This is a genomic window from Nocardia sp. IFM 10818 (genome assembly GCF_054655275.1).
This window is the reverse complement of record NZ_BAAHJH010000001.1, coordinates 217300-243397: the sequence shown is the minus strand read 5'-3', so window position 1 is coordinate 243397 and position 26098 is coordinate 217300. Positions and strand designations below refer to the sequence as shown.

Annotated in this window: 24 protein-coding genes; 13 read left to right on the top strand and 11 right to left on the bottom strand. The window is 68.1% G+C overall.

The annotated features are described in order from the left end of the window. Nucleotides 1-7: 7 nt before the first annotated feature. Nucleotides 8-1204: a serine hydrolase domain-containing protein gene (locus ACYQ5L_RS01085; RefSeq protein WP_459954955.1), complete on the bottom strand. Its 1197-nt coding sequence runs from the start codon at nt 1202-1204 to the stop codon at nt 8-10. Between the two features lie 263 nt (nt 1205-1467). On the opposite strand from ACYQ5L_RS01085, the gene ACYQ5L_RS01080 reads away from it, so the two are divergent. Together ACYQ5L_RS01080 and ACYQ5L_RS01075 are read left to right on the top strand one after the other, a co-directional pair. Next, complete coding sequence (locus ACYQ5L_RS01080) at nt 1468-2316, top strand: SDR family oxidoreductase (RefSeq protein WP_459954954.1); 849 nt, start codon at nt 1468-1470, stop codon at nt 2314-2316. 121 nt (nt 2317-2437) lie between these two features. Continuing rightward, nucleotides 2438-2953: a hypothetical protein gene (locus ACYQ5L_RS01075; RefSeq protein WP_459954953.1), complete on the top strand. Its 516-nt coding sequence runs from the start codon at nt 2438-2440 to the stop codon at nt 2951-2953. Between the two features lie 41 nt (nt 2954-2994). Here ACYQ5L_RS01075 and ACYQ5L_RS01070 read toward each other — a convergent pair whose 3' ends face one another. Both ACYQ5L_RS01070 and ACYQ5L_RS01065 read right to left on the bottom strand, forming a co-directional pair. Further along, nucleotides 2995-3495: an SRPBCC family protein gene (locus ACYQ5L_RS01070; RefSeq protein ID WP_459954952.1), complete on the bottom strand. Its 501-nt coding sequence runs from the start codon at nt 3493-3495 to the stop codon at nt 2995-2997. Then, nucleotides 3492-3800 (bottom strand): SRPBCC family protein, encoded by a 309-nt coding sequence (locus tag ACYQ5L_RS01065; protein WP_459954951.1) that lies wholly within the window; start codon nt 3798-3800, stop codon nt 3492-3494. Before ACYQ5L_RS01065 ends, ACYQ5L_RS01070 begins: the two co-directional genes overlap by 4 nt. 93 nt (nt 3801-3893) lie before the next feature. Here ACYQ5L_RS01065 and ACYQ5L_RS01060 point away from each other — a divergent pair, with 93 nt between their 5' ends. Next, nucleotides 3894-4487 (top strand): TetR/AcrR family transcriptional regulator, encoded by a 594-nt coding sequence (locus ACYQ5L_RS01060; RefSeq protein WP_459954950.1) that lies wholly within the window; start codon nt 3894-3896, stop codon nt 4485-4487. A gap of 364 nt (nt 4488-4851) precedes the next feature. Here the strand turns inward: ACYQ5L_RS01060 and ACYQ5L_RS01055 are convergent, their stop codons facing one another. Both ACYQ5L_RS01055 and ACYQ5L_RS01050 read right to left on the bottom strand, forming a co-directional pair. Beyond that, the gene (locus ACYQ5L_RS01055; RefSeq protein WP_459954949.1) at nt 4852-6756 is read right to left on the bottom strand and encodes a glycosyltransferase; all 1905 of its coding nucleotides are present in this window, start codon (nt 6754-6756) and stop codon (nt 4852-4854) included. A gap of 126 nt (nt 6757-6882) precedes the next feature. Beyond that, nucleotides 6883-7383, bottom strand: coding sequence for a GtrA family protein (locus ACYQ5L_RS01050; protein WP_459954948.1), 501 nt, complete (start codon nt 7381-7383; stop codon nt 6883-6885). 99 nt (nt 7384-7482) lie between these two features. Here ACYQ5L_RS01050 and ACYQ5L_RS01045 point away from each other — a divergent pair, with 99 nt between their 5' ends. Then, nucleotides 7483-8457, top strand: coding sequence for a glycosyltransferase (locus ACYQ5L_RS01045; RefSeq protein WP_459954947.1), 975 nt, complete (start codon nt 7483-7485; stop codon nt 8455-8457). A gap of 77 nt (nt 8458-8534) precedes the next feature. Further along, nucleotides 8535-10181 (top strand): DUF2142 domain-containing protein, encoded by a 1647-nt coding sequence (locus tag ACYQ5L_RS01040; protein WP_459954946.1) that lies wholly within the window; start codon nt 8535-8537, stop codon nt 10179-10181. A gap of 12 nt (nt 10182-10193) precedes the next feature. Here ACYQ5L_RS01040 and rfbB read toward each other — a convergent pair whose 3' ends face one another. Then, complete coding sequence (rfbB, locus tag ACYQ5L_RS01035; RefSeq protein ID WP_459954945.1) at nt 10194-11198, bottom strand: dTDP-glucose 4,6-dehydratase; 1005 nt, start codon at nt 11196-11198, stop codon at nt 10194-10196. A 438-nt stretch (nt 11199-11636) separates the two neighbouring features. Between rfbB and ACYQ5L_RS01030 the strand changes: the two genes are divergently transcribed. Continuing rightward, a complete protein-coding gene (locus ACYQ5L_RS01030) occupies nt 11637-12338 on the top strand; it encodes a DUF8020 domain-containing protein (RefSeq protein WP_459954944.1) in 702 nt (233 codons plus the stop codon). Between the two features lie 79 nt (nt 12339-12417). Here the strand turns inward: ACYQ5L_RS01030 and ACYQ5L_RS01025 are convergent, their stop codons facing one another. Next, on the bottom strand, nt 12418-13404 hold the full coding sequence (locus ACYQ5L_RS01025; RefSeq protein ID WP_459954943.1) for an alpha/beta hydrolase: 987 nt from the start codon (nt 13402-13404) through the stop codon (nt 12418-12420). A gap of 244 nt (nt 13405-13648) precedes the next feature. Here ACYQ5L_RS01025 and rfbA point away from each other — a divergent pair, with 244 nt between their 5' ends. After that, the gene (gene rfbA, locus ACYQ5L_RS01020) at nt 13649-14521 is read left to right on the top strand and encodes a glucose-1-phosphate thymidylyltransferase RfbA (RefSeq protein ID WP_459954942.1); all 873 of its coding nucleotides are present in this window, start codon (nt 13649-13651) and stop codon (nt 14519-14521) included. Then, entirely contained in the window at nt 14522-15076 is a 555-nt protein-coding gene (locus ACYQ5L_RS01015; protein WP_459954941.1) for a dTDP-4-dehydrorhamnose 3,5-epimerase family protein, read from the top strand. It abuts the gene before it with no gap. 458 nt (nt 15077-15534) lie between these two features. Here ACYQ5L_RS01015 and ACYQ5L_RS01010 read toward each other — a convergent pair whose 3' ends face one another. After that, nucleotides 15535-17049, bottom strand: coding sequence for an MFS transporter (locus ACYQ5L_RS01010; protein WP_459954940.1), 1515 nt, complete (start codon nt 17047-17049; stop codon nt 15535-15537). Nucleotides 17050-17093: 44 nt separating this feature from the next. Between ACYQ5L_RS01010 and ACYQ5L_RS01005 the strand changes: the two genes are divergently transcribed. Then, nucleotides 17094-17492, top strand: coding sequence for a MarR family transcriptional regulator (locus ACYQ5L_RS01005; RefSeq protein WP_459954939.1), 399 nt, complete (start codon nt 17094-17096; stop codon nt 17490-17492). 236 nt (nt 17493-17728) lie between these two features. On the opposite strand, the gene ACYQ5L_RS01000 is transcribed toward ACYQ5L_RS01005, so the two are convergent. Together ACYQ5L_RS01000 and ACYQ5L_RS00995 are read right to left on the bottom strand one after the other, a co-directional pair. After that, nucleotides 17729-18601: a helix-turn-helix domain-containing protein gene (locus tag ACYQ5L_RS01000; RefSeq protein WP_459954938.1), complete on the bottom strand. Its 873-nt coding sequence runs from the start codon at nt 18599-18601 to the stop codon at nt 17729-17731. 104 nt (nt 18602-18705) lie between these two features. Next, a complete protein-coding gene (locus ACYQ5L_RS00995) occupies nt 18706-19194 on the bottom strand; it encodes a DUF4282 domain-containing protein (protein ID WP_459954937.1) in 489 nt (162 codons plus the stop codon). 351 nt (nt 19195-19545) lie between these two features. On the opposite strand from ACYQ5L_RS00995, the gene ACYQ5L_RS00990 reads away from it, so the two are divergent. Continuing rightward, nucleotides 19546-20028 carry a hypothetical protein gene (locus ACYQ5L_RS00990; protein ID WP_459954936.1) on the top strand — a complete coding sequence of 161 codons (483 nt, stop codon included), beginning with the start codon at nt 19546-19548 and terminating at the stop codon, nt 20026-20028. Nucleotides 20029-20158: 130 nt separating this feature from the next. Here the strand turns inward: ACYQ5L_RS00990 and ACYQ5L_RS00985 are convergent, their stop codons facing one another. After that, the gene (locus tag ACYQ5L_RS00985) at nt 20159-20602 is read right to left on the bottom strand and encodes a response regulator transcription factor (RefSeq protein ID WP_459954935.1); all 444 of its coding nucleotides are present in this window, start codon (nt 20600-20602) and stop codon (nt 20159-20161) included. A 173-nt stretch (nt 20603-20775) separates the two neighbouring features. Here ACYQ5L_RS00985 and ACYQ5L_RS00980 point away from each other — a divergent pair, with 173 nt between their 5' ends. The 3 genes from ACYQ5L_RS00980 to ACYQ5L_RS00970 are packed head-to-tail and all read left to right on the top strand — an operon-like array spanning nt 20776 to nt 25809. After that, nucleotides 20776-22959 carry a molybdopterin-dependent oxidoreductase gene (locus ACYQ5L_RS00980; protein WP_459954934.1) on the top strand — a complete coding sequence of 728 codons (2184 nt, stop codon included), beginning with the start codon at nt 20776-20778 and terminating at the stop codon, nt 22957-22959. Nucleotides 22960-22975: 16 nt separating this feature from the next. Next, nucleotides 22976-25156: an adenylate/guanylate cyclase domain-containing protein gene (locus ACYQ5L_RS00975; protein ID WP_459954933.1), complete on the top strand. Its 2181-nt coding sequence runs from the start codon at nt 22976-22978 to the stop codon at nt 25154-25156. Then, on the top strand, nt 25153-25809 hold the full coding sequence (locus tag ACYQ5L_RS00970) for a Crp/Fnr family transcriptional regulator (protein ID WP_459954932.1): 657 nt from the start codon (nt 25153-25155) through the stop codon (nt 25807-25809). The genes ACYQ5L_RS00975 and ACYQ5L_RS00970 overlap by 4 nt, the downstream gene beginning before the upstream one ends. Nucleotides 25810-26098 lie beyond the last annotated feature (289 nt).

Genomic DNA, 26098 nt, shown 5'->3' with positions numbered 1-26098 from the left:
TTCTCCTTCAGCCGCAGAACGCGGCGTCGAATGCCCGGGACACGACCTCGGCGGTGGCTTCGCTGGTCGGGAGCTGGTTCACGGTCAACGCGACGGCCGTGCCGTCGGCGGCGACGCCGGTATGGGTGCCGAAGCCCGGAATGCTGCCGCCGTGGCCCCACACCTCCTTGCCGCACGAGACGTTGTGCTTGATCAGGCCCAAGCCGTACGAGTTGCCGGGCTCCCGGTCGAAGGGGACGGTCCGCTTCATCTGCTCGAGTTGTGCGGCGGGGAGCAGTTTCCCGGTCAGCAGGGCGGTGAAGAAGCGGTTCAGGTCGGCACCGGTGGAGATCATGTCACCGGCGGTCCCGCCCCAGGACGGATCCTCCTCGGTGAAATCGACTCGCGTGCCGTCGATGTCCTGATAGCCGACGGGGTGCGGTCCGCGAATGCCGGTTTCGCCGCGCGCCGGAGTGTAGGTGTCGCGCAGGCCGAGCGGCTCGAGGATGCGGGTGCTGATCTCGTCGGCGGTGGACCGGCCCGTGACCTGCTCGATCAGCATGCCGAGCAGAATGTAGTTGGTATTGGTGTAGACCGATTTCGCGCCCGGCTCGTACTGCGGCGGCATGGACATGGCCACGCGCACCAGCTCCTCGGGTGTGTAGGTCCGCCAGCGCACCGCATCCGTGAGCACCTCCAGCTGCGGCGTATTCGGCGCGGCCGCGAGTTCCGGGCTGCCCCCGGCGAGGTATTCCGGCAGGCCGCTGGTGTGCTGCAGCAGCTGGCGCACGGTGATGCGAGTGCCGTCGTTGCCATTGCCCCGCACCACGCCGGGCAGATACCGCTCGACCGGCGCGTCCAGTTCGACCTTGCCTTCCGCGACGAGCTGCAGCACCACGGTGGCGACGAAAGTCTTGGTATTGCTGCCGATTCGGACGCGCGCATCATCGGCGATGGGCGCGCCGGTGGCGAGATCGCCTGCGCCCTTGGTCACGACCCGGTGGCCGCCGGGCCCGTCGAAGACCACTTGCACCCCCGGGAAACCATTGCGCACCACGGCATCCAGCGCCCGGGTGAGCGCGGTGTCCGCGGCAGCGGGGGCGGTGCTGCTCGGCGCACCGCCGGACGCGGTGTCCGAGCTGTCGGCCCCGCAGGCCGAGGCGGTGAGGACGGCGACGATGCCGAGACCAGCCAAGGCGGCACGGGACCGCCGGGATATGCGCATATCGGTGCATTCCTCCTGTTCGGGCCGGGTGTGCCCGGCCCTTTCGAGCCTAGGAAGACGATCTCTCGATGCCGATAGCGCGCACGCCCGAGTTTCGGGTATCGGAAACCGAACCCGCGGGGTAGCGCCTGCACTACCGGAGTTGTGCAACTCGTTGCATAGGTCCGATTCCGCGCCTACTGTCGGAAGCGGGTTTCGCCTCACGCCGCCATGGATGCGCGGATCATCGGAACCGGGGCGAATGCAAGGAACAGGAGCTGACCATGACGGAAGCATCCAAGCCGCTGGCGGGCCGGACCATGATCATGTCCGGCGGGAGTCGCGGAATCGGGCTGGAGATCGCCAAGCGGGCGGCGGCCGATGGGGCCAACATCACGCTCATCGCCAAGACCGATCAGCCGCATCCCAAACTGCCGGGGACCATTCACACCGCGGCGGCGGAGCTGGAGGCGGTCGGCGGCACGGTGCTGAAGTTCGTCGGCGATGTGCGCGACGACGCGGCGGTGCAGCAGGCCGTGCAGATGACCATCGCGAATTTCGGCGGCATCGACATGGTGGTGAACAATGCCTCCGCCATCGACATCTCGCCCACCGAGATCCTGTCCATGAAGAAATACGACCTCATGCAGGACATCAACTGCCGCGGCAGTTTCCTGCTGTCGAAGCTGTGCATCCCGGCCCTGAAGGACTCCGCGCAGGCGGGGCGGAATCCGCATATTCTCACGCTCTCGCCGCCATTGAACCTGGATCCGAAGTGGGCGGGCATGGCGCTCGGCTACACCATTGCCAAGTACGGAATGTCGCTGACCACACTGGGTTTGGCGGAGGAACTGCGCACCTACGGGATCGGCGTGAACTCGCTGTGGCCGCGCACCACCATTGCCACGGCCGCGGTGAAGAATCTGCTCGGCGGGGAGGAGATGATCTCCACCTCCCGCACGCCGGATATCTACGCCGACGCCGCGTATCTGGTGCTCACCTCGCCCGGTAAGGACACCACCGGGAATTTCTTCATCGACGACGAGGTGCTCGCCGCGCACGGGATCACCGATCTGGACAAGTACCGGGTGACGCCCGGCGACGGTCCGCTCACCATCGATTTGTTCCTGTGATGCGAAAGGCTTTCTGCGAGAACGCAATTCTGTAGCGAGTTCGATTCGATCGCCGATATCCCCCCGGGAGACGCGGTCTCCCCGCGCTTTTCGGGGGCGATAACGAATCGAGGAGAGTTCATTGCGACAGAAACGATTTGCCGCCGGATTCGGCATTGCCACCGGCCTGTTCGCGGCCGCCGTGGGCCTGGCGGCGCCGCAGGCGGCCGCCGCGAAGGTGGAGCTGGCACCGGGCGTCTCCTGCGACCAGGTCACCTGCTGGAACGATACGGATGACACGTATCGCATCACCCACGAGGTGACCTGCACCGGAATCGGCGCGCCGACGGTCGTCGTCGAGGAGACGACCTATGTGACCGCCCGCGGCAAGCGGGACATCTCGGCGGCGTGCCCGTCCTACACCGAGCCGGACACCATGGAAAACCCGCCGCCGCGCTGGGAGCCGGGCGACTGGGAGCCGGGCCGCCAGAACCCGGACGGCAGCTGGGAGCCGGGCCGCCAGCAGCCGGGCAGCTGGAAGCAGGATCCGCCGGTCCGCAAGCCGGGCGACACCGTGTTCCGGCACGTGTGGACCATCGAGCACGTGCGGGCGGTGGTCGACAACAGGCCGCGGCCGAACACCGGTTCCGCCGGCTGACGAGGGCGCCGGGCCGCGGTCCGGACCGCGCTGCGCACGGTTTACACCGCGGCCCGATTCTCCTGCTCGGCAAGCTCTTTCAGGGTGAGCAGCTGTTTGCGCATCATGAGGAAGTCGCCGAAGATCACCGGCGGGAGCAGCCAGGACGGGCCGCGGAAGAGGACGCGGGCATGCAGTCGGCTGCCCGTGTCGGCCGGGCGCACCGCGTAGGTGACGGCCACGCCCCCGGTGCGGAGCGTGATCTGCGCATCCGGGGTGAAGTTGTCCAGCTCGAAGACGCTCATGAACCGTTGTCCCACAGCCAGTTCCGTCAGCTTCGGATCGCGGCGGCGGGGGCTGCGGCGGCCCCAGTTGTCCAGCAGGTCGTAGCTGTAGGGCGCGGCCCGCAGCTGGCAGAGCCAGGCGAAGACCACCGGCGGCGGCGCGTCGATCGAGATGGCGCGGTCGCAGACCACGACGCTGCCGGAGACCTCGTCGTCGCACGGCAGATCCAGGGCGAGTTCGGCGGGGGTCGCGCCCCATCGCTGTCCGGGGATGATCATTTCGAGTTCCTCGCTTCGTCGGCCGTGCGCCGCAGCATGTTCCGGACCAGCAGGGCGTGACCGCCGCTACCGATCACCAGGGCCTTGTAGATGCGGCCGAGGATTCCCGGGAAGGCCGCGCGGCTCTCGGCGGTGAGGCGGGTGCGGCCGGGTTCCACCTCCTCGAGCAGGAAGGTGAGCTGGTAGCGGGAGAACGGATGCTGCCCTTTCGCCGCCAATCGGTGGGGCGGATCGGCCTCGTCCAGCGTGAAACCGGAGGGCAGTGTGTTGAGATCGTCTGGGTTCTTGCAGGTCGTGCGTAGCAATGCGGCCCATGTCTGCGCAGGATTTGCGGTTACTATCCTGGAATGCGAATCGATATAGGGCAAACGCTCCATATAGAAGGACTGTACTAGTTCATGGCACCTCCCCGGAAGCACGACACCGACGTGATCCTCGACGCAGCGCGCACCCTGGTGCTGCGCGACGGTCCGCGCGCGGCCAGTGTCGCCGCCATCGCCGAGGCCAGCGGCGCACCGGTCGGCACGCTCTACCACCGCTTCGGCAATCGCAATGGCGTGCTCACCGCCGCGTGGATCCGCGCACTGGAACGCTTCCAATCCCGGGTGCTCGCCGCCGCGGCCGACAACGAGGATCCACTCGAGGCCGGCGTGGCCATGAGCGCCGCGTCCATCACCTTCGGACGCGAATGCCGAGAGGACGCGAAGCTCCTGCTCAACCTGCGGGTGAGCGACCTGCTCGACGGCGCCCCCGATACCGAGTTCCGCGAACGCCTGGCCACCATGAACGCCCCCCTCATCGAGGAACTGCACCGCGTCACCCTCGGCGTCTACGGTTCCACCGGGCCACGCGAGATCGACGCCGTGTCGAGGGCGATCGTCGACCTGCCCTACGCCACCCTGCGCCGCCACGCGCACGCCGAGGCGATGCCGGACTGGCTCGATGCGGATATTGCGGCCGCCACCCGCACACTGCTCACCGCGCGGCCCTGAAAAGGGAAGGGGGGTGGGGGGCTAAGCCCCCAAACCCCCTTAGCCTGCGGCGCTGAGAGAGCGGGGCTGAGCCCACAGTCCCCCAGCCTGCGGCGCGACGCTCGAGCCCCGACACCGCCCGCGCCTGCGCCGCGTCGCTCGAGCCCATGGCACCACCCGCACCCACGGCACGACGCTCGAACCCACGGCACCACCCGCACCCACGGCACGACGCTCGAACCCACGGCACCACCCGCACCCACGGCACGACGCTCGAACCCACGGCACCACCCGCACCCACGGCACGACGCTCGAACCCACGGCACCACCCGCACCCACGGCACGACGCGGCGCGCAAACACCCGCACCGGCCGCGCCTGCGCCGCTACGGCTTTTCGTTGATGCCGTAGAGGCGTTCCCAGTTTTCGCGGCTGGTGAGTTCGGGCATGGCGGCGCGCCAGCGGGTTTGGAGGGCGGGGAGGTCCTTGCGGAGTTGTTTGAGGAGTTTGTAGGCGCGGAGCAGGAGGCGGCGGGCGGTTGCCTTGTCGCGCTTGCGGATTCGGACGCCGGATTGGGAGGCGTCGGTGACGACCACGTGGTCGAACAGGGAGACGTGCCACCAGTGGGCGTCTTCGCGGGTGATGCCGACCAGGCCGTGCTGGGTGCGGCCGGTCCACTGGTTGAGTGCGCGCTTGAACAGGATCAGCAGCGGGCGGCTGGGTTCACCGCCGGCGCGGCGCAAATGAATGTGCGCGTTGGGGACCGGGGCGGTGGCGGCCGGATGCTTGATGGTCTCCGGGTAGTCCGCGCGGGAGGCGCGGGCGGCGGCCAGGGCGGCGATACCGCCGTCGCGCAGGGCTTCCGGGCCCTTCAGGTAGTCCTCGATGCCCTGCAGGGTGGTGTGCGCCAGGCCGTACTGCATGCCGACCAGGTATTCGCCGATCTCCCGGAAGAGCTGGCGGGTAATGGCTTTCGGATCCAGATCGGCGTGCAGGGAGGAGACGATGAGCGAGTTGCGCGAGGAGAAGTAGCGCGCCCAGTCGTCGAAATCCTTCCAGTAGAAGTCGGCGTGCCACACCGCCGCGTTCGGCAGGGTGACGGTGACGAAACCGTTCTCCCGGGCGCGCAGGCCGTATTCGACGTCGTCCCACTGGAAGAAGATCGGCACCGGCAGGCCGATGCGGGCCACCACCTCGGCGGGGATGAGGCAGGTCCACCAGGCGTTGTAGCCGGCGTCGACGCGGCGTTCCTGATTCTTCTTGAGCATGCTGGTATTGCGCAGCGCCTTGGACACCTTCTGGCCGTGCCGCAGCTTGCCCAGATTCGTCTCCTCCGCACCGACATTCAGGTAGTCGGGGTTGTAGAGGAACAGCATCTGCGCGCCGACCAGCGTCGGCTCCACGGTCATATTGGCGAAGGCATTGAGCCGCAATACGGTTTCCGGCTCGCACAGGATGTCGTCGTCCATGAGGATGACATCGGCGTGCTCATTGGCGGCGGACACCTCGTAGAGCCCGCGCGTGAAACCGCCCGCGCCACCGAGATTCGGCTGCCGGATATAGCGCAGCTTGTCGCCGAACTTGGGTTCGGTCTCGGCGAACAGCGGCTGATCCTGCACCAGATCGGTGCCCTGATCGACCACGTACACGGCGTCGATGGCCGCCAGCACGGTCGGATCCGAGGCCAGCGCGGCCACCGTCTGCGCGCAGTCCGGCGCCCGGTTGAAGGTGCAGATGGCAATGGCGACCGGCCGCACGTGATCGGGCGCGACCGCGGTCCACTCCAGATCGGTAATGGTGACCTCGCCGCCGATGGCGTCGACCTCCACCCAGATGGCGCCGCCGTCGAGGTACATGTCGAGGTTCGTGCTCAGCACGATGCGCCCGGTCTCCCGGGTCTCCGCGGTGGCCACCACCCGCCGGTGCCCGGCGATATCGGAGGCCGCCAGCCGCACCTTGGTCTTGCCGGTCACCTCGAGGGTCATGCCGACCTCGACGGCGGTGACGGTGGTCCAGCGCTGCCAGTACGCGGCGGCGAACCGGCCGAAATAGGTATTGGTGTGCGCGCTGGCGCCCTTGTCCAGGCGCAGGCTGAACCGTTCCCGGTGCGCCTTGCCGCCCTTCACCACCGCGTACAGCTCCTCGCTGATCCGCGGGGCGGGACCGTGGAACAGACCGCGCTGTAGCACCAGCCGCTCGGGCGCCGCATGGTCGGCGCGCAGCGTCGCAGGGGCTCCGGCGGTCTGCCGGTCATTGATTTCGGTCACGGCTTGTCCAGCCGACGCATCCATGAATCCCTCGACATCCCTCGATCACAACAGACACCGGCACACCCGACGCGTGGAACGCACCTCCACTGTCACGCACGGCGGGGCGAGAATACCAACCGACTCGCCCAGCAGCAGTGCGAACCCGCGCTAACGATCGTTCTCCCGCGTCCCGGTGAAGACGAATTTGTCATAGGCCCAGTAACGGAACACCACGGCGACGATCTGGCCGATAAGTGTTCCGGAGACGTTGTCCGCCAACGGACTCGACAGGTCCAGCACATAGCGGGAGAAGCCCAGGCAGCCCAGTTGCAGGCCGATGGCGACGACATTGAACAGCGCGTAGAGGAGGTATTCCCGCGCCGGACTTCCGCCTTCTTTGTGGGAGAAGGTCCAGAATTTATTGCCGAAATAGGTGACGACCGTGGCCACACCGATGGCGATGATCTTGGCGGGCAGCGGCTGCTCGAACATCAGCCCTTCGCCGCCCGGACCGACGAACACCAGCAGGTTGTAGGTGCCGGCGTCCACGAGGAAGCCGATCGCGCCGACGACGAGGAAGGCGCCGCTCTGCCGTAGAAACGCCTTGACCTTGGTGACGAGGGTTTCGGGGTCTTGCTCGCTCACCGCGGTCGACTCACTGCTGGACACCGGCCCGACGCTACCGCAGCCCCGCCCCACCCATATATCCCAACGGGTCGGGTACCCTCCCCGTGTTCGTATTCGCCTTCCGATCAGAGGATTGACCGGGTGGACTCCACCGAGCTTCGCATTGCCGCCATAGTGCCGTGCCACAACGAAGAGGCAGCGGTGGCGAAGGTTGTCACCGACCTGAAGGCCGCCGTTCCCGGAATCGTCGTCTACGTCTACGACAACCGCAGCACCGATGCCACCGCGGTGCGCGCGGCCGAGGCGGGCGCGATCGTGCGCAGCGAATACCGCAAGGGCAAGGGCAATGTGGTGCGGCGCGCGTTCGCCGATATCGAGGCCGATATCTATTTGATGATCGACGGCGACGACACCTATGACGCCTTCGCCGCCCCGAAGATGATCGAGGCGCTGCTGTCCGGGCCGTACGACCATGTGCTGGGCGTGCGCCGCGAACAGGCCGGCGAGTCCGCGTACCGCCCGGGCCACGCCACCGGCAACAGGGTGCTCAACGGCGTGGTCGCGCAGGTGTTCGGCGAGAACGTCGAGGACATGCTGAGCGGCTACCGGGTGTTCTCCCGGCGCTTCGTGAAGAGCTTCCCGGCGGTATCGAAGGAATTCGAGATCGAGACCGAGCTGACGGTGCACTCGCTGCACCTGCGCGTGCCGCAGACCTCGGTGCCGGTCGGCTTCAAGGACCGCCCGGCGGGCAGCGAATCCAAGCTGCGCACCTATCACGACGGCTTCAAGATCCTGAACCTGATCATCGGCCTGGCCCGGCACGAGCGGCCGGTCGCCTTCTACGGTCTGTTCGGCACCCTGGCCTGGATCCTGTCGGTCGTGCTCATCACCCCGATCGTGATCGAGTTCTACCGGATTCACGAGGTGCCGCGCTTCCCGACGCTGTTCCTGGGCTTCACCCTGCTGCTGCTGGGCTCGCTGGCCTGGACCGCGGGCCTGGTGCTGGACGGTATCCGCCGTTCCCGGCACGAGGCGGCGCGCCTGGTCTACCTGCGCTATTCCGCCGTCGGGGCCGAAGAACCCGCTACCGAACGCCCGGGCGGTACCCGGCGATGACGGTCCGGACCGAGCCGGACGCCACACTGCCCGGGGAGGAGCCGCGATTGCCCGCCGACACTGCAGAATCAGACGTTGTGGAAACAACGGACGAAACCGGCACGGCTGCTCCGGGCGACCCGGATACCGACGTGACGAGCAACGGCTCCGGCACGCTCGACAAGACCGAGACGATCGTCGCGCCGCCCGCGCAGATCCCGCCCGCCGGAACGAAGGCCGGGGCATCGGAACGGACCGAGGCGACGGGGCTGCGACGGGCGCTGGCCGGGATCGAGCGGCGATTCGGTGCGGCGACCCTGGTTTTCGTCCTGCTGGCCGGTGTGTTCGGCGCGGTGTTCTCCGTGGTCACCCCGCCGTTCTGGGGTCATGACGAGATCACCCAGTTCGGCCGCGCCTATCAGGTGGCGCACGGCGGGATCACCCCGCAGCAGATCCACGACACGCGCGGGCCCGCCTGGGGCGGTCAGGTGCCGGTGAGCATCGACGCCCTCATGAGCTACGCCTTCCACGACTACCAGCAGAATCCGGAGGAGCCGGATCCGATGGTGGCGGACGCGGGCGCCTACGACCGGCTCGGCGCCGCGCCGGTATCGGCCAAGACCTCCGAGGTCTGGTTCACCAATACCGCCGCCTACTCGCCGATTCCGTATCTGCCCCCGGCCGCGGGCATCCGCATTGCCGAGGCGCTCGATCTGAGCGTCGGCGGCATGATCATGGCGACCCGCTGGGCGGGCCTGCTCGCCTATGTGGTGATCGTCGGCTTCGCCATCCGGATCCTGCGCGGGCATCGCATCCAGTGGCTGGCGCTGACGGTGGCGGTGCTGCCCATCGCGCTGTTCCAGGCCGGCACGGTCACCGCGGACACGGTGACCAACGCGCTGGCGCTGCTGGTGTCGGCGCTCATTGTGAAGGGCCTGTTCCTGGGTGAGCGGCTGAGCCGCCCGGAGACCGTCGCCGCCTGCGCCGCGACCGTGCTGCTACCGGTGTGCAAGCCGACTTACGTGCTGCTGGCCATGCTCACCGTGCTGATTCCCGCGCGCCGCTTCGGTTTCGGCGACGGCGAGCGTCCGGCCCTGTGGCAGCGGGCGCTGCCGTGGCTGTGCGCGGCCATCGGCGGCGCGGCCTTCGCGGCGTGGATGAGGATCGCCGCCCCGACCGGCGACGGCATGAGCCTGATGCGGCCCGAACACCAGTGGGGCACGGTGCGTCCCGGCGATCAGCTGAAGGACATCCTCGGCGATCCGCTGCACTTCCTCAGCGTCTTCGGCGACAGCATCGCGCTGCGCGATCAGCGCTGGTTCACCCAGTTCTTCGGTGAGCTCGGCTTCGCCTATATCGACGTCCCGGCGCTCACCATTCTGGCCTGCCTGCTGGCCTTCGCGGTGAGCTTCGGCATCTCCGACCGAATGAGCGCCGCGAGCGCGAATTCCGTGCGGACCTGGCTGATCGCGCTGACCATTCTGGCCAGCGTGGCCATGATCTACGTGACGCTCTACATGTCGTTCACGCCGGTCGGCTACTACATCATCGACGGTGTGCAGGGCCGCTATTTCGTGCCGCTGGCGCTGCTCGGTTTCGCGGTGATCCTGCGCTGGATGCCCTTGCGGCTCACCGATGCCCAGGGCCGCACGCCTTCGCGCGGCCCGGCCATCGCGGTGACCGCGGCGACCGCGGTCGCCTTGATCGCCGCCATCGCCAAGTACTGCAGCATCGTCTGGGGCTGACGCCGGTCCTGGCTACAGGACCTGCTCGCCGGCCGCGGTATACGCGTTCTCGGTGGCGGCTTTCATCGGCCGCCACCAGGATTCGTTGTCGCGGTACCAGCCGATGGTCTGCTCGAGGCCCTTGCGGAAGTCCCGGTATTCCGGTTCCCAGCCGAGTTCGGTGCGCAGCAGCCCGGCATCGATGGCATAGCGCAGATCGTGTCCCGGCCGATCGGTGACATGGTCGAAGTCGTCGGGATCGCGGCCGAACGCCTCCAGGATCATGCGCACCACGGATTTGTTGTCGCGTTCGCCGTCGGCGCCGATGAGATAGGTCTGCCCGATCCGCCCGCGCTGCAGAATTTCCCACACCGCGGTGTTGTGGTCGTCCACGTGGATCCAGTCGCGCACCTGGTGTCCGGCGCCGTAGAGGCGCGGCCGCACACCGTCGATGAGATTGGTTATCTGACGTGGGATGAATTTCTCCACATGCTGATACGGCCCATAGTTGTTGGAGCAGTTCGACAGTGTGGCCTGTACGCCGAAGGACCGCACCCAGGCGCGCACCAGCATGTCGCTGGAGGCCTTGGCGGCCGAATACGGGCTCGACGGGTTGTACGGAGTGTCTTCGGTGAATCGCTTCGGCGAGTCGAGTTCCAGATCGCCGTAGACCTCATCGGTGGAAATGTGGTGATAGCGCACCCCATGCTTGCGCACCGCCTGCAGCAGTGAATAGGTGCCCACGATATTGGTCTGGACGAACGGCCACGGATCGGCGAGCGAATTGTCGTTGTGCGATTCGGCGGCGAAATGCACCACCGCGTCGACGCCGCCGACGAGGCGATCCACCAGCGCGGTGTCGGCGACGTCGCCGTGCACGAACTCGATGCGATCGGCGATCGGGTCGAGCGAGGCCCGATTGCCCGCATAGGTGAGTTTGTCCAGCACGGTGACCTGGACGCCGGGACGCCGAGTCACGGTCTGGTGGACGAAGTTCGCGCCGATGAAGCCGGCGCCGCCGGTTACGAGCAGTCGCACAAGAAGAAACCCTACGTCGCGCGCGCGGTGGGCCACGGCACCGGCCCGGGAACGTTGCGTTCCGCACACTGCCGCCGGGTCCCGGTTATGCGCAATCGGACATCAAAAGGAAACAAATTCCGCGGCCCGGAAACACGCCCTCGATCCCAAATGTCGCAATTTCGTGGCAGGCCCGCGACTTTCGCACCGAAATCCATTGCAATTCATCACCTATTGCTGTGACCTTCGTCACAAACAGACCATCAGGTTACCTACGCTGGGTTGGCTGCGGTGCGTCAAAACCTTACGCACGCTGCATATTTCCGGAATCCCACCAAACGGAAAGTCCGCGCGGTGAACGGATTTTGAACGAATGGTCACAGCCGGTTCACCGCACGTTAGCTGCCCTGGATTTCGATTCCCCTGTCCCCCCGAGCTCTTCGATGAGGTTTTCACCAAATGCTGATGAGGAAATTCGCCGCGACGTCGGCGCTGCTGATCGCTGCCCTGGGCGTCACCGCAGGCACCGTCAACGCCGCGCCCGCTGCCGAGGCCGAGAACGGCGTGATCAACTACGCCGCCACCAATACCGAGACCTCCACCATCATCCGGACCGATGCGGGCTCCATGGTCGTCGAGGACGGCGTCTTCAAGATCAAGGCCGCCAATGGCACCACCGTCGCGGGCACCGAGTTGAAGTTCCGCGTGGACGACTTCGAGTTCCCGATCGCGGCCGAGATCTCCGACCGCACCGCCACCCTGACCCCGCAGTTCGAGGTCGACAAGGCCGTCTACAAGCCGGTCGCGCTGCCCTACGAGAACCAGGCCCCCTGGAAGACCGAGTACGACCGTGAGGTCGCGGCCTTCAACCGCCTGAAGGACACCATCGCCATGGGCGCCACCATCGGCACCCTGGCCGGCGGCATCGGCGGCGCGGCCCTGGGTTGCGTCATCGGCGCCGGTGTCGCCTTCGCGGCCACCACCCCGCTGCTGCTCATGTTCGGCGCCGGTCCGCTGGGCGGCTGCCTCGTCGGCGCCAGCCTCGTCGGCTTCCTGGGCACCCTGGCCGGCCAGATCTTCGTGACCGCCCCGGTCGCCATCCTGGCCGCCGTGCAGTACTTCACCACCATCAACCAGCCGTTCACCCCGCCGGCCAAGTAATTCCGGCAGGTATTGCGCGGCGAAGCCCCGCCTGGACCACCCAGGCGGGGCTTCGCTCTTCTCCCGGCTTCCCAGTGGATCAGGCGGTGCGCGCGACGGTTTCGGCGCCGATGCGGGCGCGCACGAACTGCGCGACATGGGCCAGGGCGGCCCGGCTCTCCGGCATATTCGGGAAGATGGCCATGAAGGCGTGCACCTGTCCGCGCCAGATCTCCAGCGTGGCAGGCACTCCCGCCCGCGCCAGCCGCTGCGCCATGATCTCGCTGTCGCGCCGCAGCACCTCGTCCTCGGCGACAATGAGCAGGGCGGGCGGCAGGCCGGCGAGGCTGGCATTGACCGGCGACAGCTCCGGATCCAGCCGGCCGTTCACCTCGGCACCGAGCTTGACCACCGATTCCAGCGCGGACAGCGGAATCAGCGCGTCCCGGCGCAGATTCGGGTGCGCGCGCTTCTCGGTGCAGTCCAGATCCAGTGCGGGGCACAGTCCGACCAGGCCCGCCGGCACCGGCAGCCCGGCGTCGCGGGCCCGCAAGGCGGTCGCGAAGGTCAGGTAGCCGCCCGCGGAATCGCCCGCGAAGACGATGCGCGAGGGGTCGGCGCCATGACCGAGCAGCCAGCGGTAGGCGGTGAGGCAATCACCGATCGCCCCGGCGAAATCGGTTTCCGGCAGCTGCCGGTATTCCACGCTCACCACGGGCAGTCCGGTGCGGCGGGCCAGCGCGGCCACGACGGGCCGGTGGGTGTCCAGGCCGCACAGGAAGAACCCGCCGCCGTGCAGATACATGACCGCCCCGTCGCGCAGCGAGCGCCGCGCGCCGGCCGGGCGGACGATCTCCATGCGGAAGCCGTTGAGCCGCACCTGTTCCCGTTCCACGCCGCGCGGGGTGGGCCGAAGTCTGGCCAGGCCGTTGATGACTCCCGCGACCATGGGCATGGTGGCGGCGGTGACGGGCACCGTCTCGCCCAGCGGCTTGATCATCAAGGCTCGGCAGCCCAGTGCCAGGGCCTGCGAATAGCGGCTGCCCCCATCCGGATTCACGACGCCGTCATTGCCGGTGGCTGCCATGGCGCACCTACCCTCCGCTGACGCGCCGGGCCATCGACGAGGGGAACCGGCAACAGCCCGGCGCCCGGCGCGGAGGTCTCGGCGCTGAGATCTCACATAGTGCCGTTTCAGAACACCACGGGGAACGTGACCTACGCAACACTAATCGCCCGATCGGTATGCGGGTAAACGGCTGTGATCGATTCGCCGTCCACTCGGAACCTCCCCGCACCTGTCCGGGACCGAACTGGCAGACTGCTGTGACATGCGCGGAATCATCCTGGCCGGCGGCACCGGGTCGCGTTTGCACCCGATCACGCGCGGGGTGAGCAAACAGCTGGTGCCGGTCTACGACAAGCCGATGGTGTACTACCCCCTGTCCACCCTCATGCTGGCCGGGATCCGGGACATCCTGGTGATCACCACCCCCGAGGACGCCCCGGCCTTCACCCGCCTGCTCGGCGACGGCAGCCAGTTCGGGCTCTCCCTGCGCTATGTCGTGCAGCCCGAACCCGACGGGCTGGCCCGCGCGTTCGTGCTGGGCGCCGACCACATCGGCGCCGATACCGCGGCACTCGTGCTGGGCGACAACATCTTCCACGGGCCGGGCCTGGGCACCAGCCTGGCGCGGTTCGAAAAGCTGGACGGCGGTGCGGTCTTCGCCTACCGGGTATCGGACCCGACCGCCTACGGCGTGGTCGAATTCGCCGACGGCAAGGCCATTTCCATCGAGGAGAAGCCCAAGGCGCCGCGGTCCAACTACGCCATCCCGGGGCTGTACTTCTACGACAACGACGTCATCGAGATCGCCCGGGGTTTGAAACCGTCCGCGCGCGGCGAATACGAGATCACCGATATCAACCGCACCTATCTCGAACAGGGCCGGCTGCAGGTGGACGTGCTGCGGCTGGGCACCGCCTGGCTCGATACCGGCACCTTCGATTCGCTGCTCGATGCCGCCAACTACGTGCGCACCATCGAGGAGCGGCAGGGTCTCAAGATCGGAGTCCCGGAGGAGGTGGCCTGGCGTATGGGATACATCGACGACGACGAGCTGCGCGAACTGGCCGAACCGCTGGTGCGCTCCGGGTACGGTTCCTATCTGCTGGGCCTGCTGGAACAGGGACGGGGCGAGTAAATGCGGATTCGCGAACTGGCGGTGCCGGGGGCCTGGGAGTTCACGCCGGTACTGCGTGGCGATGAGCGCGGAATCTTCGTCGAGACCTTCAAGGCCTCGGAATTCGAGAAGGCGGTCGGCCGCCCCTTCGACCTGCTGCAGGTCAACACCTCCACCTCCGCGGCCGGCGTGCTGCGCGGCATCCACTACACCGAGGATCCCCCCGGCCAGGCCAAATACGTGACCTGCCTGCGCGGCGCCTTCCTCGACGTGGTCGTGGATCTGCGCCCCGGCTCCCCCACCTACGGCCGCTGGGACAGCGTGCTCCTCGACGACGTCGACCGCCGCTCGGTCTTCCTCTCCGAAGGCCTCGGCCACGCCCTCCTCGCCCTCGAGAACGACTCCACCGTCAACTACCTGTGCTCCCTCGAATACACCCCCGAATTCGACCGCGACCTGGACGCTTTCGATCCGGACCTGGCCATCGAATGGCCGACGGTAGGCCGCGACGGTGAGCCACTCACCTTCATCCGCTCGGCAAAAGACGCAGCCGCACCACGTTTGGCGGATTTGTAGGCGCAGCCCCGACCAAGGGTCCGGCGGCGCAACCTAAAGCCCGGGGCGCAGCCCAAGGGCCCAGCAGCGCAACCCAAGGGCCCAGCAGCGCAACCCAAGGGCCCAGCAGCGCAACCCAAGGGCCCAGCAGCGCAACCCAAGGGCCCAGCGGCGCAACCCAGAGGTCCAGGTGGCGCAACCCAGAGGTTCAGGTCCGCAACCCAGAGGTCCAGGCCGCAGCGTTATAGGGGTCCGGGGCGCAGCCCTGAGCGTCCGGGGCGCAGCCCTGAGCATCCGGGGCGCAGCCCTAGGTCCGCGGGCGCAGCCCTAGGTCCGCGGGCGCAGCCCTAAGGGGGTTCGGGGGCTTAGCCCCCGCTTCCCCCCACAGCATTGGGGCGCATCGCGTTAGCGATGCGCCCCAATCCTTTCGGTCAGGCCGGTCGGTCGTGTGAGCTGCGCCCGACCGGCCGGTAGGAATGTCAGCCGACCAGTTCGACCTCCAGCTCCCGCTGCTGCGCTTCCTGGCGAGCCCGCCGCTTGGGCAGGTAGACCGACAGCGCGATCAGCGCACCGACGATCGAGACGCCGGCGGCGAATTCCAGGCCCGGGCGGTAGACGTCGAGCACCTCGGCGGGGGTGGCGTCGGTGATCGAACCGGAGGTGATGATGGCGGTGGTCACCGCGAGCACGATGGCCGCGCCGACCTGCATGGCGGTCTGCAGCACGCCGGCCGCCAAGCCCTGCTCGTCATCGTCGATACCACTGGTGGCCTGAATATTGATGGCCGGGAAGCCGACCCAGCCGATGCCGATCAGCAGCACGGCGGGCAGCAGCATGGTCAGGTAGTTCGGATCGGTGTCCAGCCGCAGGTACAGCAGGTAGCCGACGGCCATGATCGCCATGGTGATGCCGATGATCGGCCCGGTGCCGAAGCGATCGACCAGCTTGTCGGAGACGAAGGCCGAGGCCACCACCAGCAGGCCGACCGGCAGCAGGGCGAGGGCCAGCTTCAGCGGCGACCAGCCCAGGGTCTCCTGCAGGTACAGCGTGGTGATGAACTGCCAGCTGAAGTAGGAGCCGCCCACCGCGATGATGGCGAGGCTGGCGCGCACCAGGGTGCTCTTCTTCAGGATGCCGAGGCGGATCAGCGGGTACCGCACCCGCTTCTCGACCGCGACGAAGCCGGCGAACAGGGCGGCCGCCACCACGAAGGAGACGATGGTGCGGGCCGAGGCCCAGCCCACCTCGGGCGCGGTGACCACGGTGTAGACCAGCAGCAGCATGGCCGCGGTGGACAGCAGCGCGCCGAAGAGATCGTGTCCGCCTTCTTCGGCGGGCTTGTCCTTGGGCACCAGGTAGATCGCGGCGACCAGGGCGGCGAGTGCGACGGGCACCGGCAGCAGGAAGGTCCAGCGCCAGCCGAGGCCGGTCATGAGGCCGCCGAAGAGCAGGCCCATGGAGTAGCCGCCCGCACCGAACACGGTGTAGATGGACAGCGCCTTGTTGCGCGCCGGCCCCTCGGCGAAGTTGGTGGTGATGATGGACAGACCGGTCGGCGCGGTGAACGCGGCGGCCAGGCCCTTGATGAATCGGGTCAGGATCAGCAGCGGGCCGGAGCTGACCAGGGCGCCCGCCAGGGAGGCGAGGGCGAAGACCGCCAGGGCGATCAGGAACACCTTGCGGCGCCCGAGCAGGTCCGCGGTGCGCCCGCCCAGCAGCAGCAGGCCGCCGTAGCCGAGCACATAGCCGCTGACCAGCCACTGCAGGGTCGAGTGGGAGAGGTCGAGTTCGGCGCCGATGGACGGCAGGGCGACGCCGATCATCGACACGTCCAGGCCGTCCAGGAACAGCACGATGCACAGGGTGATGAGCATGCCCCAGAGGCGAATCGGCCACTGTGTGGAATCTGCGGCCGCGTTGCTCACTGCGGCGCGGGTCTCGGTCAAAGTCACAAGATCGGACAGTACATGCACACGCATCAATTGCACAAGCATTAAATGCGGTTGCATGTTTCGACCGGAACGACTAGGATCTGGTCATGCCGAAGTCGACAGCGCCTGTCGAACGGCCCGCCACCAGCGGGTTGGTCGCCGAATGGCGCGATCTGCTGGCCCGGCACGCGACGACCTCGTGCGCCCTCGAAAAGGAGCTGCAAGGCCGCCACCACATCGGGCTCAGCGAATTCGAAACCCTCGACCGCCTCGTGGACGCGGGGGCCGAGAGTTACAAGATGAGTGATCTCGCCAGCGATATCCACCTGAGTCAGAGCGCGCTGTCACGCGCGGTGGCGAGGTTGGAGCGCGAGGGACTGGTCTCGCGCAGCATGTGCGAGTTCGACCGGCGAGCGATCTTCGTCTGTCTCACCGACAAGGGGCGCGCGGTGCACAGCGATGCGCTGCCCACGCACCGGGCTGTGCTGGAACAAGAGTTGAGTTAACCCAACTCTCGGAGACTCTCAGGGGCTTCGCCCCTGAAACCCCATGGGGGGGTGGGAACCCCGCCCCTGAAACACTTTGGGGGGTGGGAACCCCGCCCCTGAAACACTTTGGGTTCGGGAGCCCGCCCCTGAAACCGTTTGGGTTCGGGAGCCCACCCCTGAAACCGTTTGGGTTCGGGAGCCCCTGAATCCTTTGGGGGTTTGGGGGACCGCCCCCAAACCCCCCCACTCTGCAGTCAGAGCGAATCGAGCGTGGTCTCGATCATGGGCAGGGCGTCCACGGCGAGACCCGTTGCGGCCGCGAACGCTTCGCGGTAGCGCTCCACATCGTGGTCTTTGTCCAGGTAGGACGCGCCCGTCAGCGATTCGACGTACACGACCGGCGGTTCTGCGGTGCGATCCGGGCTGCCCGGGAACTCGAGCAGCACGAAGCGGCCGGCGTCCATGCCGTGGTGGTACCCGCAGTCGGCGGGCACCAGGCGTAGCCGCACGTTCGGGAGTTCGCCCAGTTTGCGCAGGCGGTCGAGCTGGCCGCGGGCCACCTCCTCGCCGCCGATGCGGTGCCAGAGCACCGCCTCGGAGATCACCACATCCAGCTGGAGCGGGGATTCGGGCCGGGTGAGCAGGGCCTGGCGGGCCAGCCGGACCCGCACGCGGCGGTCCACCTGATCGGCCGAGATGCCCGGGTACGCGCCCGCGAGCACCGCCCGATAGTACGCCTCGGTCTGCAAAAGCCCTGGCACCAGCTCGTTCTCATAGGTGGTGAGCCGGGCCGCGGCCTCCTCGAGACCGATGTAGACCTCGTACCCCTCATCGATGACATCGCTGTATTCGGTCCACCAGCCGCGCGCCTTGGTTTCCCGAGCCAGGGCGGTGAGCGGTTCGATGGCGTCCTCGGGCGCGCCGTAGATGCGGCACATGGCCTCGACATCCAGGCTGCGCAGCGAGGTCTGCCCGGTTTCTATGCGCCAGATCTTGGCTTCCGACCATTCCAGCCGCTGGGCCGCCACCCTGGTCGTCATGCGCGCGCGATTGCGCAGATCGCGCAGATGACGGCCGAGCTGCCGCCGCGGCATGGTGGATCCGGTGATCCCCTGAGGTAATGCCATCCCTCCCCCTTACGAGTTATGCGATCGCATTGTTGCACAGGAAAACTCACCGATCCACGGACCGGCCGCCCAACGAGATCATCCCGATCCCCCCGCGCGGCCTGCTATTTCCGTGACGAACGGCCCCGGAAGCGCCAGAACTGCACCGCTCGAACGTCTTCCGACAGCTGATTGACCGGTTCGGCCACATCCGAAAGTGCCTGGAACAGATCGTCGGCCAGTTCGGAGATGTGCTCCACCCGCGCGGCCAGCCGGGACGCATTGAGCACGAACTCCAGCAGCAGCCGCACCACGGCGGCGATGACCAGGCCCAGCGGCAGTGCGACCACCAGCCCGAAGGCCAGGCCGAGCAGCATCGACACCCGCCACAGCAGCACCGTGCAGGTAATCGGGACGGCGAAGGCGCCCAGGAGTCCCAGCATGTAGGCCAGCGGCAGCAGCGTGCGCGTGGCGGCGCGATGAAATTGCAGGTCCAGCAGGGCGCGCGCGGCCTCGATGCTCCAGGAACCGAAGGCGCCCGGACTGGCGAAGGGTTCGACGGGCTCCTCGAAATCCTCGAGCTCCGCTGCGCTCCCGCCCGATTGGTCGGTCATGCCGTCGATCTCCTCTCGCACAGGCTGATTCGGCCATGCGAAGTGTCACCGGTATCGCAGGCGCGGCGCACCAGGTGCGAGATGTGTTCTACAACACTGTCTCGGACGGGCGATACGCGGCCGCGAATCGTCGCGAAACCGGGCTTGACGGCGTTATCGCAGGCAGTGGCGGTGCATCAGCCTTCTGTCATGGATGTGACAGAGTCACTTTCGAGTCTCGGAACCTATGAGAGGTCTCGATAAGGGCGACAAGCGAACCCGTAGGAAAAAGAACGTGTAACGCCGTGAACACCCCGTTCCGATACCCCGCACAGAGCATCACAGAAGTTCTACCGGGGAATGGAGAAACCAGTGCGCACGACGTTTTCGTCTTCCGTCACGGCGGCCGCGGTGGCCGCATCTGCGCAGGATTGCATCCAGCGTGGCTGGACGGTCGCCGAAACGGCCAACGGCATCTGCCTGATCACCGACGACCAGGTGGCGGGCATCGAGGTCACCGGCGAGACGGCCGCTTTCGTCCGCCGCTTCCTGCGGGCCAATGACATGACCGGCCCGATCATCGAAATCCCGGGCGCCGAGCGCCGCGAGATCCACCTGGTCACCGGGGTCGGCAAGGCCGCCATGGCCCTCGAGGCGCTGCGCGCGAGCGGTGCGGTCATCTACACCGACGGTGCGGGCATCCCGCTGCCGCCGACCCAGCTGTCGGCCGGCTCCACCAGCTGGGAAGTTGCTCCGCACGAGGCGCGCTGGGTGCCGCCGGTGGTGGCCATCGCAGCGGCCGTGCGCGCCGCCGCCAAGGGCGTCATGCCGCAGGTGTCCCGTATCGCTTCGTAGCAGCAGGCGTTGAACCGCGAAAACCGCGGGTGCTCCCCGGCACCCGCGGTTTTCGCGTACATGGGATGAAACGTTGCGTTGTGATCGATATTCGATATGCAGCGAGGTGAGAGCGTCCTTCGGACACAGATCACGCGCTGCGGCGAATGATGCGCGACGGGTGTGAATTCTGATGCAGGAGTGCCGTTCTGGGGCGCACCGGATGGCCCGGACGGCGCGGCAGCGCCTGATTCAGCACCAGGGCGCGCGCATCCCGCCGGGTGCGCACGTTCAGCTTGCGCAGAATCGCCGACACGTGATGGTCCACGGTGCGGATGGACAGCACCAGGTATTCGGCGATCTCGGCATTGGTCAGGCCCGCGCAGAGCAGATCCAGCACATCGCGCTGCCGCGAGGTGAGCTTCGGCAGGCTCGCGGCCGCGGCCGCATCGGGCGAGGCGGGCTCCGGGGCGCGGACGAAGAGGCCGGGCGCGCCGCCGATGGTCACCGCGACCACCGTGGCGGTGCCCGCCGCCACATCCTCCCGGGCGATGTTCAGGGCATCCAGTGCTTGGGTCCGGTCCAGGAATCGCATGGGGCCAGCCTCGTCGCGGGAGCGCGGCGGGTCTGTCCGCGCGCACACCTGCCGAGTGTCAACACGCTGACACAACTGCGCTATCCGCACGGCGACGTGGCGAGATCAGGTCAGCAGCGGCGCGGTTGGTGCGGAAGTGATACGTCTTTCCGGCCGACGCGCGATCATTGATTATGACCGCCGCCACGGAAAGCACCCGGAAACTGCTGCGCACCTGCCCGCTCTGCGAGGCCGTGTGCGGGCTCGAGCTCACCCTGGACACCGACAATCACATCACGTCCATACGGGGCGACCAGGCCGATCCGTTCAGTCGCGGTTTCATCTGCCCCAAGGGGGCCACGCTCGGGCATCTCGACGAGGACCCGGATCGCCTCACCGAACCCATGATTCGCGATCGCGCCACCGGGCGGTGGCGGGCCGCTAGCTGGGAGGAGGCCTTCGGGGTCATCCGGGAGCGCCTGCCACAGATCACCGCCGCGCACGGAAACCAGTCCGTCGGACTGTATCTGGGCAATCCCAATGCGCACACCGTGGCCGGGGCGCTGTACGTGCCGGTGCTCGTCCGGGCGCTGGGGACGCGGAACCTGTTCTCCGCCAGCACCGCCGACCAGATGCCCAAGCAGGTGTCGAGCGGGCTCATGTTCGGCGATCCGCTCGCGGTGCCGGTACCGGATCTGGATCGGACCGACTATCTGCTCATGCTGGGGGCGAATCCACTCGAATCCAATGGGTCGCTGTGCACCGCACCGGATTTCCCGGGACGGTTGAAGGCGCTGCGACAGCGGGGCGGGAAGTTCGTGGTGGTGGATCCGCGGCGGACGCGGACCGCGAAGCTGGCCGACGAGCACCTGTTCATCCGGCCGGGCAGTGACGCGTATCTGCTCTTCGGCATCGTGCACACGCTGTTCGCGGAGGGGCTCACCGATATTCGCGTGGACGCGCAGGGACTCGAGGAAGTGCGCACTGCCGCAGCGGCTTTCCCGCCGGAGGCGGTCGCGGCCCGCACCGGCGTCGACGCAGCCACCATCGTGCGGCTGGCGCGCGAGCTGGCCGCCGCGCCGACCGCCGCCGTCTACGCGCGAATCGGCACCTGTACAGCGGAATTCGGCACCCTCACGCAGTGGCTGGTGGATGTCGTCAATGTGCTGACCGGCAATCTGGACTCGCCCGGCGGCGCCATGTTCCCCCATGGCGCGGCGCTGGGCATCGTGCGCAGCCGCCCGTTCCGGCCCGGGCGCTGGGCCAGCCGGGTGCGCGGGCTGCCGGAGGCCCTCGGCGAACTGCCGGTCGCCACGCTCGCCGATGAGATCCTCACCCCCGGCGAGGGGCAGATCCGGGCCATGGTGACGGTGGCCGGGAATCCGGTGCTGTCCGCGCCCAGCGGTGCGCGACTGGACGCCGCCTTCGCCGGGCTGGAATTCATGGTGAGCGTGGATCGGTATCTCAACGAGACCACCCGGCACGCCGATGTCATCCTGCCGCCGCCGCGCATCGTGCAGTCCCCGCACTACGACTTCGCGCTGCTGCAGTTCGCGGTGCGCAATTACGCGCGGTACTCGCGGCCGCTGGTGCCGCTCGGCGACCGGCCGTCCGAGGCGGCGGTGCTGGCGCGGCTGGCGCTGGCGGTGAGCGGGCAGGAGCCGCAACCCGGCCTGGACCCGCTGACGGTGGTGGACGAGATCGTCATCGCCGGGGCGCTGCACAAGGCGGGGATGGCGGACCGGCGCGAGGAACTGCTCGGCGCGAACACCACCGAACAGCGCATCGACATGATGCTGCGGCTCGGACCCTATGGCGCGTGGAACGGCGGGGAGCTGACTCTGCAAGTGCTGCTGGACAATCCGCACGGGATCGATCTGGGGCCACTGCAACCGCGGCTACCGGGGGTGCTGCGGACCGCGTCCAAACAGGTGGAGCTGGCGCCGCCGCAGCTGCTCGCGGACGTGGAGCGGCTGCGCGGCCGACTGGCCGCGGAACAACCGGAGATGGTGCTGGTCGGGCGGCGGCAGCTGCGCTCCAACAACAGCTGGTCGCACAATGTGGCGCCGCTGGTCGGCGGGTCCAATCGGTGCACGCTGCAGATTCATCCCGATGATGCGCTGCGGCTCGGGCTGAACGGGCGGGCCGTCGTGAAATCGGCGGCCGGAACGCTCACCGTGGATGTCGAGCCGACCGAGGACCTCATGCCCGGGGTGGTGAGCCTGCCGCACGGCTGGGGCCACGGCGACTCCGGCCAGCGGGTGGCGCGAGCGCACGCCGGGGTGAACGCCAATGCGCTGACCGATGATTCGCTCGTGGACGTGCCCTCCGGCAATGCCGTGTTCAACGGTGTGCCGGTGACGCTCAGTCCCGCCTGATCCAGGGAGCGGGGGCATGTCCTTCCTGCGGGTACTGCTGTGGGCGGTGCACGTCGCGCTGCCCGCCGCGGGCTTGGCGCTGCTGGTGGCGCGACCGCACCTGGATCACGAATTCCAGCATCGCGGTGTGCATTTCTGGCTGATTCTCGGCGCGGCCCTGCTGTCGCTGGCGCTGGGCGTGCTCATGCTGCGCGCCGCCCGCGCGCACCGGGATATGCGATTGATCCTGGTTTCGCTGGTGTTCCAATTGAATTCGGGCTTCCTGGGCCTGCACGCGCTGGCCACGCCCGGAATCATCGTGGACACGGCGAATGTCGGCTTCACCGTGGCCGTGCCGGTCGGCATGATCCTGGGCAGTGTGGCGGCACTGGCCTCGGTGGTGGATTACGGGCCCACCGGGCGGGCGCACGGCTTCACCGAGGTGCTCGCGGTGCTGCCGCTCACGCTCATGGGCGTGTGGGCGCTGCTGTCGCTGACCCGGGTGCCGCCCTTCGATATCGTGCCGGATCCGTCCGAGGCGCAGGGGCCGCTGGTGGCGGCCGCGTTCGTCGGCGGCGCGGGCTATCTGATCGCGGCGGGCGCGTATGCCGTGCGGTATCTGCGCAATCGCAGCACGGTGCTGCTCAGTGTGCTCACCGCCTTCGTGCTGCTGGCCGAGGCCATGTTCGCGGTCGGCTTCGGGCGCAGCTGGCGGGTCTCCTGGTGGGAGTGGCATGTGCTGCTGGGGGTGGCGTTCGCGCTCATTGCCGTGAGCGTGCACCGCAACTTCCGGCGGGAAGGGTCGGTGCGCGGGCTGTTCGACAGCGTCACCCAGCGCAGTACGGTCGCCGCCATTCAGCGCGATTACGCGCGAGCGCTGGAGGAGATGGTCGCGGCCCTCGATCAGCGGGCCAGCGGCGGGGTGTCCGCGGCCGAACCGCTCGGCGCGGTCGGGCAGCAGCTGGCGCGGCGGTTCGGGCTCACCGAACGGCAGGTGGCGGTGCTGCAGCAGAGTGCGCGCGCGGTGGGCGACGAGCGCGAGCAGGTGCGGCGGCTGGGCGCGCTGGTGGCGGTCGGCGAGCGGGCCAATGTGATTCGCGGGGAACACGAGCTGCTCACCGAGATTCAGCAGCTGGCCGGGTACGCCTTCGAACGCGATGCCGTCCGCATCGGGATCGTGCAGCGCGGCCGGCTGGTCTTCGGCGACGGCGGGCCGCCCAATCCCACCGCATTCGCTTTTCCCTTGACAGTCAAGGGAATACAGGCGGGCGTGCTGGAGCTGGCCCGCGCGGGCGCCTCGGTCCCGGCGCTGATCGCGGTGGGCCGGCCGGGTGCGCCGCGGCAGGGTTTCGGGTGGCGGCCCGCGCCGCAGCAGACGCCGATCGATGCGATCTACGGTGCGCAGACCAGTTATGGGGAGCCGAATCCGGGACTCGGACCGGCCGAGCACGCGGTGGCGCGGTCCTTCGCGGCCCAAGCCTCGGTGGTGCTGGAGAACGCGCGGCTCTATCAGCAATTGGACGGGCTGTTCCGGTCGTACATGTCGCCGCAGGTGGCGACGACGCTGCTGGCCGACCCGTCGCAGGCCGGGCTGGGCGGGGAGGTGCACGAGGTCAGCGTGCTGATGGCGGACCTGCGCGGCTACACGCCGTTCGCGGAGCAGGCCGGACCGGCGGCGGTCATGCGAATGCTGAACACCTACTACGGGGCCATCGTGCCGGAGATCCTGGCCGAGGGCGGGACCGTGGTGCAGTTCGTGGGCGATGCGGTGATGGCGATCTTCAATGCGCCTGTCCGGCAACGGGATCACGCACTGCGAGCGGCGCGGGCCGGGCTCGCGCTGCAACGGGCCACGGCGGCCGTGCGGGAACGGCAGCAGGGTGAGCCGGCCCCTGGGCTGCCCGTTGAGGGCGGCGGTGGGAGACGGGTGGGCGGCTCGGAGGAGATGTCGTGGCCCATGTTCCGGGTCGGGGTGAACACCGGACCGGCCATTGTCGGGAACGTGGGTGCGCGGGAGATGCGGAATTTCACCGCCATCGGCGACACCACCAATCTGGCGGCGCGACTGGAGGCGCTGGCGGATCCGGGCTCGGTGGTGGTGGGGCCGGTGACCCGGGAGCGGCTCGGGACGCGGGCCGAGGTGAAGGATCTGGGCGACTTCGACATCAAGGGCAAGAGCCAGCCGGTCGCCGTCTACGAATTGGTGGCGCTGCGATGAGATTCGAACTGCTGGAGGGGCTTTCGCCGGAGGAGCGGCGGGAGTTCATCGCCGCGTGCACGCCGCGCAAGTTCCGGCGCCGCGATATCGTCTGCCACGAGGGCGATCCCGGCGACAGCCTGCACCTGATCGCGGCCGGGCGGCTCATCGTGCGGGTCACCACGCCGCTCGGGCACACCGCGACGCTGACCATCCTGGGGCCGGGCGAGATGTTCGGCGAGCAGGCGCTGCTGAGTCCGGACGCGCGGCGGACCGCGACCATCGTGGCGGTCACCGACGCCCAGACGCTGACCTTGAACCGGGCGCAGCTGGAAAAGCTGCGCGCGGAGTATCCGCAAGTGGAGCGCTTCCTGACGACATCCCTGGCCGCGCAGGTGCGGCGCCTGTCGGCGGCGGTGCTGGAGGCGCTGTACCTGCCGGTGGAGACGCGGGTGCTGCGGCGGCTGGCGCACCTGGCCACCGTGTACGGGGACGAGCGCGGCAAACCCGCGCTCATCCGGTTGACGCAAGAGGATCTGGCGTCCATGGCGGGCACCACCCGCGCCACGGCAAACAAGGTGCTGCGCGAGTTGGAGGATCAGGGCGTGGTGCGGCTGGGGCGGGGTGCGGTGACGGTGATCGATCGCGCCCGTTTGGAGAAGAAGGCGCGTTAAATTCCGAGTGGTCGGTCTTTAATTTCCCTCGGGCGCATCATGATCGGCGCATGCAAGGGGGATGTCGTCGTGCGAAATACGGACAAACTATGCAAAAGGGATAAATCAGGATTGCGAAACCGAAACCCCCACTGGGGATCTCGGCGACCGGCGCCCCGTAATCAAGGTCAGCTCACCTACAGCTAAACGACTTTGGGCTCTTGCGGACCCTTTCATCCGGGAGGATCCTCCCTCGGGAAGGTTTGTCCGGCGCCAGTCGACCCCGCCCCATCAGGGCGGATATGCCGGT

What these genes read in the sequence shown, in the direction of transcription:
- ACYQ5L_RS01085 (WP_459954955.1), bottom strand. Translation starts at nt 1,204, where the DNA reads ATGCGCATATCCCGGCGGTCCCGTGCCGCCTTGGCTGGTCTCGGCATC.
- ACYQ5L_RS01080 (WP_459954954.1), top strand. Translation starts at nt 1,468, where the DNA reads ATGACGGAAGCATCCAAGCCGCTGGCGGGCCGGACCATGATCATGTCC.
- ACYQ5L_RS01070 (WP_459954952.1), bottom strand. Translation starts at nt 3,495, where the DNA reads ATGATCATCCCCGGACAGCGATGGGGCGCGACCCCCGCCGAACTCGCC.
- ACYQ5L_RS01060 (WP_459954950.1), top strand. Translation starts at nt 3,894, where the DNA reads ATGGCACCTCCCCGGAAGCACGACACCGACGTGATCCTCGACGCAGCG.
- ACYQ5L_RS01055 (WP_459954949.1), bottom strand. Translation starts at nt 6,756, where the DNA reads ATGGATGCGTCGGCTGGACAAGCCGTGACCGAAATCAATGACCGGCAG.
- ACYQ5L_RS01030 (WP_459954944.1), top strand. Translation starts at nt 11,637, where the DNA reads ATGCTGATGAGGAAATTCGCCGCGACGTCGGCGCTGCTGATCGCTGCC.
- ACYQ5L_RS01025 (WP_459954943.1), bottom strand. Translation starts at nt 13,404, where the DNA reads ATGGCAGCCACCGGCAATGACGGCGTCGTGAATCCGGATGGGGGCAGC.
- rfbA (WP_459954942.1), top strand. Translation starts at nt 13,649, where the DNA reads ATGCGCGGAATCATCCTGGCCGGCGGCACCGGGTCGCGTTTGCACCCG.
- ACYQ5L_RS01015 (WP_459954941.1), top strand. Translation starts at nt 14,522, where the DNA reads ATGCGGATTCGCGAACTGGCGGTGCCGGGGGCCTGGGAGTTCACGCCG.
- ACYQ5L_RS01010 (WP_459954940.1), bottom strand. Translation starts at nt 17,049, where the DNA reads ATGCTTGTGCAATTGATGCGTGTGCATGTACTGTCCGATCTTGTGACT.
- ACYQ5L_RS01005 (WP_459954939.1), top strand. Translation starts at nt 17,094, where the DNA reads ATGCCGAAGTCGACAGCGCCTGTCGAACGGCCCGCCACCAGCGGGTTG.
- ACYQ5L_RS01000 (WP_459954938.1), bottom strand. Translation starts at nt 18,601, where the DNA reads ATGGCATTACCTCAGGGGATCACCGGATCCACCATGCCGCGGCGGCAG.
- ACYQ5L_RS00995 (WP_459954937.1), bottom strand. Translation starts at nt 19,194, where the DNA reads ATGACCGACCAATCGGGCGGGAGCGCAGCGGAGCTCGAGGATTTCGAG.
- ACYQ5L_RS00985 (WP_459954935.1), bottom strand. Translation starts at nt 20,602, where the DNA reads ATGCGATTCCTGGACCGGACCCAAGCACTGGATGCCCTGAACATCGCC.
- ACYQ5L_RS00980 (WP_459954934.1), top strand. Translation starts at nt 20,776, where the DNA reads ATGACCGCCGCCACGGAAAGCACCCGGAAACTGCTGCGCACCTGCCCG.
- ACYQ5L_RS00975 (WP_459954933.1), top strand. Translation starts at nt 22,976, where the DNA reads ATGTCCTTCCTGCGGGTACTGCTGTGGGCGGTGCACGTCGCGCTGCCC.
- ACYQ5L_RS00970 (WP_459954932.1), top strand. Translation starts at nt 25,153, where the DNA reads ATGAGATTCGAACTGCTGGAGGGGCTTTCGCCGGAGGAGCGGCGGGAG.